At 66.1% G+C, this 12162-nt stretch carries 10 protein-coding genes and 1 pseudogene; 6 read left to right on the top strand and 5 right to left on the bottom strand.

The genetic code is table 11. The features are described from left to right. Positions 1-226: 226 nt before the first annotated feature. On the bottom strand, positions 227-2137 hold the full coding sequence (locus AC31A1_RS34730) for a HEAT repeat domain-containing protein (RefSeq protein ID WP_489657125.1): 1911 nt from the start codon (positions 2135-2137) through the stop codon (positions 227-229). Between the two features lie 313 nt (positions 2138-2450). Here AC31A1_RS34730 and AC31A1_RS34725 point away from each other — a divergent pair, with 313 nt between their 5' ends. The 5 genes from AC31A1_RS34725 to AC31A1_RS34705 all read left to right on the top strand — a co-directional run bounded on the left by AC31A1_RS34725 (position 2451) and on the right by AC31A1_RS34705 (position 7264). Continuing rightward, on the top strand, positions 2451-4427 hold the full coding sequence (locus AC31A1_RS34725; RefSeq protein ID WP_489657124.1) for a hypothetical protein: 1977 nt from the start codon (positions 2451-2453) through the stop codon (positions 4425-4427). Positions 4428-4586: 159 nt separating this feature from the next. Further along, positions 4587-4763, top strand: coding sequence for a hypothetical protein (locus AC31A1_RS34720; protein ID WP_489657123.1), 177 nt, complete (start codon positions 4587-4589; stop codon positions 4761-4763). Positions 4764-4882: 119 nt separating this feature from the next. Beyond that, positions 4883-5443: a GNAT family N-acetyltransferase gene (locus AC31A1_RS34715; protein ID WP_489657122.1), complete on the top strand. Its 561-nt coding sequence runs from the start codon at positions 4883-4885 to the stop codon at positions 5441-5443. Between the two features lie 502 nt (positions 5444-5945). Continuing rightward, the gene (locus AC31A1_RS34710; protein ID WP_489657121.1) at positions 5946-6545 is read left to right on the top strand and encodes a hypothetical protein; all 600 of its coding nucleotides are present in this window, start codon (positions 5946-5948) and stop codon (positions 6543-6545) included. 11 nt (positions 6546-6556) lie between these two features. Continuing rightward, positions 6557-7264, top strand: coding sequence for a hypothetical protein (locus AC31A1_RS34705; protein ID WP_489657120.1), 708 nt, complete (start codon positions 6557-6559; stop codon positions 7262-7264). A gap of 888 nt (positions 7265-8152) precedes the next feature. Here AC31A1_RS34705 and AC31A1_RS34700 read toward each other — a convergent pair. Further along, positions 8153-8374 (bottom strand): annotated as a pseudogene (locus AC31A1_RS34700) (nitroreductase/quinone reductase family protein); the annotation flags it as partial. Between the two features lie 338 nt (positions 8375-8712). Here AC31A1_RS34700 and AC31A1_RS34695 point away from each other — a divergent pair. Further along, positions 8713-9528, top strand: coding sequence for an SAVMC3_10250 family protein (locus AC31A1_RS34695; protein ID WP_489657119.1), 816 nt, complete (start codon positions 8713-8715; stop codon positions 9526-9528). 82 nt (positions 9529-9610) lie between these two features. On the opposite strand, the gene AC31A1_RS34690 is transcribed toward AC31A1_RS34695, so the two are convergent. From AC31A1_RS34690 to AC31A1_RS34680, 3 genes are all read right to left on the bottom strand, one after another. Then, on the bottom strand, positions 9611-10030 hold the full coding sequence (locus AC31A1_RS34690; protein ID WP_489657118.1) for an NsdA family TPR-like regulatory protein: 420 nt from the start codon (positions 10028-10030) through the stop codon (positions 9611-9613). 103 nt (positions 10031-10133) lie between these two features. Beyond that, positions 10134-10796, bottom strand: a complete 663-nt coding sequence (locus AC31A1_RS34685) for an SMI1/KNR4 family protein (RefSeq protein ID WP_489657117.1) — start codon at positions 10794-10796, stop codon at positions 10134-10136. A gap of 170 nt (positions 10797-10966) precedes the next feature. Beyond that, the gene (locus AC31A1_RS34680) at positions 10967-11686 is read right to left on the bottom strand and encodes a hypothetical protein (protein ID WP_489657116.1); all 720 of its coding nucleotides are present in this window, start codon (positions 11684-11686) and stop codon (positions 10967-10969) included. Positions 11687-12162 lie beyond the last annotated feature (476 nt).

Raw genomic sequence — 12162 nt, 5'->3', positions numbered from 1 at the left:
CAGCGGATGCACGCCCCGGGCAGACACCCGCGCGTTCACGAACCTTGACCGGCTACACCACTTCGCGGGACACCATCCGCACCGCGAACTCATCCAGGCCGCGACTCACCACCGCAGCACACTCGCCGCGCATCTGCTGACCGGTGTCCTGGTCCCCGAATGACGCACTCCTCTGCTTTCAGCCCGTCCGCGAAGGAAGACTTCTGTGAATGCTCCGCCGTCCGAGTCACGATCCGGAACGAGGTACCTGTGGCTCCTCGTGGCAGCGCTGTTCTCGCTCGTGGTGGCTCTTGTCGCCGGGATCCTGAAGACCAGCACCGGAGCCGCAGGCGCTGAGGCAGTCCTTTACGGCGGCACTGCTTTTGCCACGTCGATGGGCCTCTGCGTGCTTGTCCTGTCTGCAGCTGGCCAACTCTGAACGAGCTGAGGTGCCTTTCGGAACATCCTGCTGCGGCCGCACGCCAGAGTGTACGAACGGTGCGAGTTCTCTGATCCGTCCAGACAACAAAGAAGGCCCGGGGCTTTCGACCTGGGCCTTCGGCGTGGAGCGGGTGACGAGAATCGAACTCGCACTCTCAGCTTGGGAAGCGACGGCGCTTGGCGAGCTGGATGGCTTCTGACCTGGGTTTGTGCGTTCTGGTGTGCCGCTCAGGAGTGCGGGTTCGTACCGCTGTCGACCGTGGTTTACCGGTCTTAAGGGCACGCTATGGGCATGCCGTCGCCTCCGAGAAGTGGAGACCCCTTTGGGGTGATCGGCGAGCGGCTGAGCACGGGAAGCGAGCACCGGTCGGAAGGACGCCGTTGCGGGAGCACAGCGAGGGTAGTCGTGACTCAGATGCGGTAGGCGCCCGCCGGTACGCCGTGGGCGACGCCGTACGGAGTCATGGCGATGACGGCGGTGCCGCGTGACGGTGTGTCCGCGGTGAGGTCGAGCGGGTTTACGGCACCCAGGGAACGGGCGACGTCCGGGGGCGAGGTCGTGAGCGGTCCAGCGCCACTCGTCCTCGTCGTCCTCGCTCTCCTGCGCGGCGTCCCAGTCGGGGTGCAGGCCCAGTTCCGTACGGCGTGTTCGTTCGTACGGCAGCGGTTCGCCGAGGGTCAGCCCCTCGTCCTCGGCCTCGCCGGTTTCGCCGTACCGCCGGATCACCGTGCTGTGCTCGGCGACGAGCCAGGCGGAGCCGTCGCCCCGGCCGCCGTAGTAGTACGCCTGGGCCCGGCCGTAGCGGGCACCGAGCTCGGTGCACAGGCGCAGCACTTCCTCGCGGCGCTCCAGGCCGTGCGGGTCGCACCAGGCGCCGAGGACGAGGGTCCAGCCGTCGAGCTCCGGGGTGACGAAGACCCGTTCGTAGCCGGTGTATTCGTCCGTGTCGCAGCCGTGGCCGTCGCCGTCGACGATGCTGTTGCCGAGCGCGAAGGTCACGGATCGCGGGTCGGTCAGGCCGAGGGTGCGCATGATCCCGGCCTGGTCTCCGCCGGGGACGGCCATCCAGAAGTTCCAGCAGGCCCACAGCGGTTCGGGTCGATCGTCCGGGAGCTTGATGCGGATGAGCCGCTCGATCGCGGCCGTGTCGGCGCGTGACAGAGCCGGTTCGCCACCGAGTTCGGCGAGTACGGTCAACGCCCGCGCCCGCTGCCGGCCCGGCCCCCGTTCCCGGATGCGCCGGAGCAGCGGAATCACGTGCTCGCCGGTGCGGATCAGGGTGCCCTGGGCCTGCCGGGCGACTTCCTGGTCCGGGTCGCCCGAGCAGCGGCAGCAGCAGGGGGCGACCCGGCCTGCCTCCCCGCAGCGCGCGATCCCACGGACGGCGTGACGCCGCACGAGCGGCACGGGGTGGGCGAGGGCCGCGGTGTAACGGTCCAGGACGGCCGCGCCGAGCTGGGAGAACGCGAGACCGGCTCGCTTGCGGGACTCCTCGGTGGACGCGGAGACGAGCCCCTGGAGCAGACCGTCGAACCCCGCGTCCCCGATCCGCCCGAGCACGGCGCTGATCGGCCACCAGTCCACCGGGGACTCCGCGTCCATCACCTCCCGCACCAACTCCTCCACCCCGCCGGCGCCGAGCGTGACCAACGCGTCTGCCGCCGCCTCGTACCGGTCCGGCCTGCCGAGGTCTCGTATCAGGTCGGCGTTCACCATGTGCACCTCCAGCAGGGTCGACCAGGTTTCCGAGCGTCATGATTCGCCCAGACCCGCCGTTCGTCCCCGAGGGACGGGTGAGATTTGATCATTCCGAGACGGTCGGGAGCCGGAAATGGGGAACTTCGCTGGGTACTCTCGTCAACGCGTTCGACAACGGGGGCACTGTCGGAGGGATATGGCGAAGGCGGTCGCCCAGGATTCCGGCGCCAGACATTGACCGGACGTTGTTCTGCCGGATCACGGTCCCCACGCAGAGGTTAAGACGCATTGTCGGGCGCGAGGAGCGCGCCCGTCCGAGACAGGAGCCGTAGTGGCACTCATACGGAGATCGCGCGCCACCGCTGCCGCGTGCGCGGCGGTAACGGCGGCCGTCCTCGCGGTGAGCACGGCCCTGCCCGCCACCGCCGCCGGATATCCGGCGGCGGCCGGTCCATGGGCTCCCGCGGTCGGCCTGACCGGTGCTGACGGTCAGCAAAGCCTGATCGACGTTCAGGTGGCCGGGGACGGTGCGGCGTTCGCCCTGTGGCGCAACAAGGCGGCCGGCGCCACGACTTGGGACATCCAGGCCGTCGTCAGGCCCGCGGGCAGTGACACGTGGGCTGCTCCCCACACTCTGTTCACCAGTGCCAACGCCACCGCCCCGGTCGTGCTGACGGTGACCGCCGACGGCCAAGCCGAGGCGGCCTGGACGACCGGCAGCTACACCGACGGTTCGCTGGCCGCCGTCTCGGCCGGGTGGGACCCGGCGGCGGGCCGGTGGTCGGATCCGGTGACGCTCACGGCCTACGCCGGACTGGACCTGTCGATGCCCCAGTTGGCCGCGGCGGCGGACGGCACCGTCACCGCCGTATGGGTCCAGGGCGACGCGGACATGAGCTACGAGGCGATGACCGCCACGCTCGCCCCCGGCGCGAGGGCCTGGTCGGCGCCTCACCGTCTGGGCTCCTTCTCCAAGGGCTACATCGAGCAGTTCTCCCTTGCGGTGGCTCCCGGCGGCGCGGCCACGACGGTCTGGGACGCCTGGGACAGGACCACCGACTCCAATGTCGATTCCATCATGACCCGGGCCACTCCCGGCGGAGACTGGAGCAGCCCGGCGGCCCTGACCGGCGCGGACGCCAATTCCACCGACGTGCAGGTGTCGATGTCCGCGAAGGGCGCCACCACCGTGCTGTGGCAGAGCGCCACGAACGGGGTCGAGACGCTGAAGTCCATCAACAGGCCCTCCCCGACGGGCAGTTGGGGTGCCGTCCAGACCGCCGTGCCGGTCGTTCAGGACAACGACGACAGTGGTCCGCTCATGGCACCGAACGGGGATGTCACCTATGTGTGGGCAGGCTGGACCGGCAGCGCCGGCATGCCGATCGTGCAGGCCGTCACCCGTAGCGCGAGCACGGGCACCTGGTCCGCGCCGAAGACGCTGTCCACCGGCTACGTCGACTGGCAGGTGGACGCGTCTATCGGTGCGGACGGGACCGTACAAGTCGTATGGCCGCAGACACCCGGCATCGACAACGGCGACGACCACTACCTGGAGTGGGCCGTCCGTGCCGGCGGCACATGGAGCAAGGCCGCCGCACTCAACGCCACGCCGGTCGCCGACGTCCCCGACATGGACGCCCTGACGGCCGAGGTAGCGGCCGGACCGGACGGCCGGGCCTCAGTGCTCGGGCGGACGGCTGTCTACGTCCCCGGGTCCGCCGACCGCTACACCTCCCAGGTGTGGAGCCGTTCGCAGACCCTGCTGACCAAGCCGGCCATCACCAAGACGGCCACGGTGACCGGGACTGCCCGTACTGGTTCCAAGGTGACGTGTTCCGCGGCCTGGTCCGGCTACAACGCGACCGGCGTGTGGTCATGGTTGCGTGACGGCCGGACCATCTCCGGCGCCACCGGCACGACCCGCACGTTGACCTCGGACGACTACACCCACAAGATCGCGTGCAAGGTCACGGTCGGCAACGGCGCGGGTTCGGCCGACTCCACGTCCCCCTCCGTCATGGTCGCCGTCGGGCCTGCGGCGAAGGCCACCAAGGCGCCCTTGCTCAGCGGCACCGCCAAGGTCGGTTACCGGCTGACGGTCGCACACGGCACCTGGTCGCCGACGGCGACCTCGTACTCGTACTCCTGGAAGCGCGACGGCAAGGTCATCACTGGTGCCACCAAGTCGACCTACGTCGAGGTGAAGGGCGACAAGGGTCATAAGATCACCGCGACGGTGACCGCTCACCGCTACGGCTGGAGCGCCGGATCGGCCACCACCGCATCGGTCACGGTCCGAGGTTGAGTTCGCGGACGCGTGGGGTGGTGCTGAGCAGATCAACGCTGGTCATCTGCCGCCTCAGCTCCCGCAGTTGAGCGATGGCGCCATCGCTGGGCGAATGAGGCGATCCTGGAGATCACGGAGTATCACCTGGGCGCCGTGGCGACTGGCGAGTGAGATGTTGTGGAGTTCGTCGACGAAGCCGACGCTCCGCTACGGGCGAGGAATGTGTGCGAGGCGATGGACCTGGACCTCGTGCCGAACAACATCAACAACGTCCGCATCAAACTGAAGCGCCTGACCGGGCGCGGAATCCTCGATGAGACCGAGCCGGGACTGTTCACCAGGCCGCGACCGTAACCGCCCGGCAACCCACCACCGGCCCCCTCACGTCGTTCTGCCCACCCGCCGAGGAAACCCGTTGCGAGTGAGCCGTATCGGATGTCTGATTGATCGGCCACCGATCACGGGATGGAACATTGAGTACGCCGCTGCCCGCCCCCTCGTTGCACACTGCTCGCCTGCGACTGCGTGCCTTCGAAGACGCGGACGCGAACGACCTGTTCGCGCTGCAGAGCAACGCCTACGTGCTGCGCTACTGGGACGATCCACCATGGACCGAACGTGCGCGCGCCGAGAAGTTCATCGCCCGTTGCCGAGAGATGGAAAAGGAAGGCACCGGGGCGCGGCTGGCCGTGGATCGTGTCTCCGACGGGGCGTTCATCGGCTGGTGCACCCTGAACCGGTGGAATCCGGGCTTCCGCAGTGCGTCGCTGGGCTACTGCTTCGACGATGCAGCGTGGGGCCACGGTTATGCGACCGAGGCCGCGCGCGCTTTGCTGCGGTGGGCATTCGACACGCTGGACCTGAATCGCGTCCAGGCTGAGGCCGATACGCGCAACGTGGCTTCTGCCCGCGTGCTGGAGAAGCTCGGCTTCGTGCGTGAGGGGACGTTGCGGGAAGACTGTGTTGTCAACGGCGAGGTCTCTGACTCGTGGGTCTACGGGCTGATCAGGCGGGAGTGGCGGCCGTCGTCCTAGCCGGCTCCCGCCCGCTGAGTCCCATCGCCCGGCACCTGGTATCGACCCCCGAACCACTGATCACCGCGCCTCATCCAAACTCAACGACGAACCGGGCAAAGGCTCACATCCCGCCCACTCGGGCCACCCTCGACGACGCCGTTGCCCTTGGCCTGGGCGTCGACTCACTTGAATAACGGATAGCCGGGTCGGTCATGCTCGGCAGGACCGGGGCCCGGATTCGCGTGATCGAATCGCTGATGATCAAAGATGGCCCAATTGCGTGGACCCTTTGATCCTCAACAGATACGTTGATCCGGCACTGTGCCGCTGACCACGGCATCGCGCCGGCACCTGGGTGCCTCGTAACGGAACACAGAACACGGGGGAACGCGTGAAAGCCAAAGTGGCTTCTTTTGTGCTGCTCGGATCCGTGACGCTGGGAGCGTCTCCCGCGTACGCCGACACGTCCGGCGTCACCGATCAGTCATCAACCACTGTGGAAACCAGCGCTGTTGACGACTTGACGACAGCGAGCGCAGACGGGGGTCAGCTTTTCCTCGCCTCCGACGAGCAGTACGTCCAGACCTTCGGAGTGGCCAAGGCCGCTCAGCGCGGGCTCACTTACGAAGCTGTCGCCCAATCCGATTCCGTGGCGGATTCCGCCGTGGCCGATGACACGGACAAGTCCGTCTCCCAGGCGGACTCCGCGGACGTGGCGGCCGGCGCTGCGACAGTCGATGACGCCGCGACCAGTCACTGGAGCATGGTGAAGTTCGTGGCCCATGACAAGGACGGCCGCTATATCCCGACCCGGCAGGGCAACAGGGACTTCGGCTGGGTCCACTTCTCCGGACCGCACAACATCCACGACGAAAAGGTCATCAAGGCGGCGGTGAACGAGCATCCCGAACACGGGAGCACGAAGACCCGCAAGGTGTACGGCGCTGTGCTCTACGACACCCTCGGGATCATTCTCGCCCGGGTCAAGGTCATCGCGCAGTACCACTGGGAGACCAAGGACCACAAGTACAAGCTCGCCGACACGGATGACAAGATCGGCGTGATCACGGCCTATTGCGAGGGTGCCAACAAGTGCCCCGACGCGTTGAACCGGGTATGACGGAGCATTCGATGACGTGGGACGAGACGGCCCTCTCCGGTCTGCAGGCGCAGTTGGCGCACGAAATGCTCGGCCGCGCCACGGCGTTCGCCCTCGGACCGGAGGTCCGGCTCGTCCGCGGGGTGGTGACGTCCCCTCAACGAGGCGATGTCGGCCGCGTCGTCGTATGGGACGGGCAACGGCTGGACAGCTCGGTCGCCTTCGATCTGCCGCTCACGGACATGCACGGCGGGAACATCCCCTCGGGGGACCTCGCGGCTGCCCTTCGCGGCGCACTGGCCGACTGCTCCGAACGCGAGGTCGAGCAGGCGCCGCGTGATGCCTTCGGGATTCCCGTGCTCGACGGGTCCACCGCCGTCCACACCTTCATGGCGCAGCCACGCTTCCACCTGACGGACGCGCTGCACGTCGCAGCCGCGGCCTTCGCCGTTCCCCCGGAACCGGACGAGCCCGCAGAACTACGGCTGCGAGGGTTCCTCCTTCTCGATGAGGCGACGTGCCGTCTGTACATGGACACGCCCGAGTCGGAGGATGCGCCGCCGTTTGGTGTCGACCTTCCTCTGCGAGACGAGGACGGCTCCGTCGTCGTCGGCGTGACGGCAGCGCACGCCGCGCTGCCGGTCCTTCTGTTGGGAGAGTTGGAACGCCTACGGAAGGACGTCCACGACCCCTACTGCCGTGCCGTCTACGACTTGGTGGACTGGCTCACGGGCCGCTGACCGAACGGCTCCGAAGACCGGTCCGCACAGGTCGAGATCTGCTTCGGCAGCCTTTCGGTTGCCGGAGCAGAACTGTGTACGCAACACGTCTGTGGTCAGGACGTCAGCCGAGAGGTTGGAGCTGTCCCGCAGGCATCGTGGGTCTGAAGCTCCCTTTGCCAGGCGACCCCGCAGGTTCAACTGCAAGGACTCCCGTCCGACGCCGTTCTCGTGACGATCATCCTGGTACGCCTCGCGATCGTGGACCGACGTTCGTCACGTCCCGGACCGCTGGCATGTCGACGAGCCGCTCCTGGACGGCTTTCGCCGCCTGGCCCCTCTGGTCATCGGGATCTCCAACTGTCTCCACCTCGGTCATCACCGAGCGTTCGAGGATGTCTTGGGTCGCAGGTGGCAGTTTGCATATGCGACTTGATGTCCATTTGCTCTATCTGTGACCCAGGTCACCTAAAATAGGTCTCACCATTTGAGGCGCGCTATGTCGTGCCTCCTGAATCGCACCGCAAAAACCCCGGAAGGGGTGCTTGGCCTCGACTTAGGGCACACAGAGGGCACGCCGCCCCCGAATTGGACCAGGCAACAAACAACCCCCAGGCCGCTGGCCTGGGGGCAAATTCTGGAGCGGGTGACGAGAATCGAACTCGCACTCTCAGCTTGGGAAGCTGCGGGCATTTGAGGCTGGTGCGGGCGGTGACCTGGGCGAACGGTCGAACAGTGGCCTCGCCGGGCTTGGTTGCTTTCACCCTGGTTCCCCGTTGTTCCCCGCTGGATCTGGTGCGGTTGTGGTGCGCTGTGAACAGGACCTGCTCGCAGGCAAGCGCTGCTGGGCACAGAGCGGTGGACGCCGTTTCACCTGAGGCGCCGGTTGAATGATGGGGCGTCGGCCGATCAGTTGGCCTGCGAAGGGTTCGGCGCACTGGCTCGGGGCTCCAGAACCACCACTGCAGTGTCGTTTGGGCGGCGTGCCGCGTAGGCGTCGAGGTTCTTGTCGATCTCGCGCCACCGGGCCCACAGCCGCGACCGCTCGTCCCCCAGTGCGGCGTGACCGTGAACCAGCCGTTGCCCGTCGACCAGATCGACGGTCACGTCCGGGTGCGCCTGCAGGTTGAGCGACCAGGCGGCTCTCCCTCACCTCAGCCGTTCATCGCGAGCGAGACCAGGTTCGGCCCGTCCTCGAAAATACCCGATGATGACGCTGCTCGGTCGGCCTGTGCGGCGGTCGGTGGTGGTCAGCCGCAGGGCGCCCCAGCCGTCGGCACGTGGCCGCCACAGGCCGCCACGCGCGGCCACGTAAGTTGAGAAGCGAGTGGAAAGCTTGCGCTCAGGTGGCTCTCACCGAGACTGGGCGCCGTTTTAGGCCTGTCGGATCGGGCGATTAATGCTGTGGCGAGGCGGGAAGAGCTTGAGTAGTACGCAGAGTTTTAGCTAAAGGCGCCAAAGGAGGGGATATGCGCGAACTAGTGTATCTATCCGACGGAAAACTTCAGCAATTCGTTCCCAAGCTTCGCACGCTCTGGAGGCGTCCAGACGTGAATCTTACGTCGCCCTTTGGAGGGGTCACTTTCGCTGGTGCGCCGGATTATAGACGCTTCCGGTTGGCGCATCTTAGGGGAATTGAAAAAGGGATCGCTCGTTCGGCGCGCTGGTTCGCGGAGCCGGATACCTATCTTAAAGCTGGGACGTGGGTGGCGTTCGAAGCCCCTCTGAATTATTTCGCGCTTGGTGCGCCACTTGAGGGGACTCTTATCTTCGTTGACCTGCCGGAAGCGACGGAAGACTACCCGACGGGGGGAAAGGTGCGGCTGGTTCTGCACGGTTCATCTCGGCACCTGGTTAGGTCGCAGCACCTATTGCGGGTCGACCCGCCTCCGGAGCAGGAGATAGTTGGAAGCCAATTTACGTCTAGCGATTGGGACACGTTTGAACGCGTAGTAAGTAACGTAGAGCTATTAAGGGAAGCTCTCCCTCGAAAGGGGGTTGAAGTCCCGGCCCAAGGTCCGAGAAGTGTCACCGATGCTGATTTCCTTGGCGAGGCCGTATCGCAACTACTCGACGTTCTTGATAAAGCGTCTCGCCGGGAAACAGTGGCAACGATGATTGGGTATGCTCGTGTTACGGCATACTTGAGCTCAATGGAACGGGCGTCCGACGTTTACCTGAGGGGTGCCCCTCCGCTCGCACCTGAAGAAAGCAGGCGCCGCCAGGCTTCGTGTGTCATTGCTACACCGCTGTACGTGGAGTATGCCGAGCCGAGTCAAAGCTAATCCTGTATGGGCACGCTGATAGCGAGAATCTTCAGCGACAAGAGAAGCCCCGCGTCCACTCCTGCTTCCTGATTTTGCAATATCAGGGCGAAATTGCTTGCTGCCAGAGGAAGGATCTGCGGGCTCGCTCTGCAAAACCGCTGAATTCCGCAGCCTGCTTCATCGCGGGCGTGACGCGTCTCTGGAATTCTCGCACGTACTGAATGCACCGCGCAGACTTCAAACCCTCGCCGAGTCGAAGTGCGCTCAGTGCGGTATCGAACCCGCGGCCGATATCCCCTTGATTGATGTATGCCTCAGCCTGAACCATCGTCGCGAAGAAGTCGCTTCGGTTGTTGAGACCGTCGCCGAAGATGGAGCCCCCACCCCGCTGCGCAGCTTCGACGGAGCGCCCTAGGTCGCGGAAGCAGTGGCCTATCTCGGCTGCAAGCTCCACTTCGTCGAAGTACGCGATGTAGGGCGGGTCGCTGTCGGCCGTCCGCTGGTTGCCCGGTGAGAGCACTGGCGGAGGATACGAGATTCGAACTCGTGAGGGGTTGCCCCCAACACGCTTTCCAACTGTGGTGGTGGAGAGCGGGGGTGTGTTCGGGGGAGTTCACCTGGGTTCATGGGCGGTTAGCGGCCGCTGTGGAGACGACTGCGGGTCTCGCCTGAACGGCCGTGAAGGGTGCTGAATGAGACGGAAAGTGAGACGGCTTACTCGTCCCGGCCGTCATCAGTGGGGGGCACTCCCGGCTGGACAGTTCGCGGTGTGGGTAGGGTCCATCGGGCATCACGCCGTGCAGCCAATTGGTGAGCCACTGGGTCAGTGACTGTTCCAGCGGGGCAAGGGCGTGCTGGAGACAGCAGAGGTTGGGATCCCAGTCCCACATCTGTCCGTCTGCGGTGCGGAAGTCGATCAGCGTCCATATGGCGCAGCCCCGGTTCGTGAGAGGCACGATCCCCGGCGGGAGTGGGTGATCGGGGTCGGCGGCGAAGTCGTCGTAGGCCATGGCGATGTCCGCGCGGTCGCCGAACCACTTGCCCGTGTCGGTGAGGGACAGCACTTTCGACGGGCCGAAGCCGCCGTTGGCGACTTCGAGGTACATCCGCCTCAGCAGTCCGGGCATCGGGTGGCCCGCGATTCGCTCGAACGTGGTGACGTCCTCGGCGGACGCGGGACCGGGCAGCTCCCGGCCGGCTACGCGTGCACGGGTAGCCAGGATCAGGTCGTCGTCGGTCACATCGTGATCCTCGGTGACGCTGTTCGGGTTGTCGAGATCGTCCATACAGCAGTGCACGCTCTGAGATTGGGAAGCTGCGAGCATCTGTGGGAGGTTCGGCCGCTGATCTGAGCGAACGGTCACGGTGAGGCATCGCTGGCCCAGGCCGCCTACACCGTGGTTCCCCGCTCGACCTGGTGCGGTTGTGGTGCGACCGCTGAGACATGGCAACGAGGTCAGTGCTCGCGTCGGCCGCACTCAGCTGGGTAGAGGACCGAACCCGGGAGGGCCTCGTACTGTATGCGGCCGAGTTGGAAGCACGCGGCGCCTGAGACGTCGGCCGTCAGTGCGTCGATCCACACGGAGGCTGCAGGTCGTTCGGAAAGCGGGCTGTGAAACTCGGCCTCGCCCGGTGTTTCGAAGGGTGTGCCTTCGAGCATGGCGAGGGCGGTCAGAGTGCCGCCAGGCTGGAGTTCTGTCTCCTCGATGGTCATCCGCCAGTGAAGCTCTGCCTCTGCCAGGAGTCGCTTACCGCGATTCCCGTGGGCGAGGAGAGCGCTGCGACGGCCGCGGATGAGGCGTGCGATGGCGCAGCAGAGCGGGACGTCGGTGTCGTAGGGGGTGTCGACCCGGTTGTGGCCGGCGGTCGGGGAATAGCCCAGTGCGTCTGCCAGGAGCCCGAGGGCTGCCTCCTTGATGCGCGGTCGCTGGCCATGCTCGACGAGATCCAGCAGGATCGGGGTGGCAGCGTAGGCCGCCGGAAACACCATGGCAGCGTGGCTGCAGACGAATCCCCCACCGGCAAGCAGAGACGCGGCGTCGCCCGTCTCGTTGGCCGTGGTGGACACCGTCAGCAGTCGTAGTGCGTGAGCAACCCGTTCCGGTTCGTCGCACTGGTCCCACGTTGGGTTGGGTATCGTCGACCAGTCCACGGCGTCAATGGCATCAAGGGACACCCCCGCATTCTGTCGGACTGAGCCCTGAGCTTGGGAAGCTGGGGTTTCTCGACGGCAGTTGCTGGACTGACCTGCGGCGGAGTGGAGTTCGAGCCTTGGCCGCACCCGTGATCAATCCCCGTAGTTCCCCGTAGTTTCCCGCACGATCTGGCACGCGGATGGCACGGGTCCCTTGGGATCGAAGCGTCCTAGCCGGAGTGCCTGAGCCTCAGCCGACGACAGTCAGCCACGATGGCGGGTGCGGAGACCGGTCGGGCGCGCGTGTGTCTCGATGTACCCCCACCGGCGTTAGCCACGCTCTCTCGTTCTCGACCAGCTCAGCCCTCGATGGCCGACTGGTGAGGAGTGCGTGGGACCCCTCGGTTGCGGTCACTGTCACCAGCTTGAGCGCTCGGTCTAGATGGTGTCCCGCGAAGTGGTGTAGCCGGTCAAGGTTCGTGAACGCGCGGGTGTCTGCCCGGGGCGTGCATCCGCTG

The sequence above is a fragment of the Streptomyces sp. P5F9 genome (assembly GCF_057961495.1).
Note: the sequence above shows the minus strand (reverse complement) of the source record. Positions and strands in the feature narration are given on the sequence as shown.

What these genes read in the sequence shown, in the direction of transcription:
- AC31A1_RS34695 (WP_489657119.1), top strand. Translation starts at nt 8,713, where the DNA reads ATGCGCGAACTAGTGTATCTATCCGACGGAAAACTTCAGCAATTCGTT.
- AC31A1_RS34730 (WP_489657125.1), bottom strand. Translation starts at nt 2,137, where the DNA reads ATGGTGAACGCCGACCTGATACGAGACCTCGGCAGGCCGGACCGGTAC.
- AC31A1_RS34685 (WP_489657117.1), bottom strand. Translation starts at nt 10,796, where the DNA reads ATGGACGATCTCGACAACCCGAACAGCGTCACCGAGGATCACGATGTG.
- AC31A1_RS34705 (WP_489657120.1), top strand. Translation starts at nt 6,557, where the DNA reads ATGACGTGGGACGAGACGGCCCTCTCCGGTCTGCAGGCGCAGTTGGCG.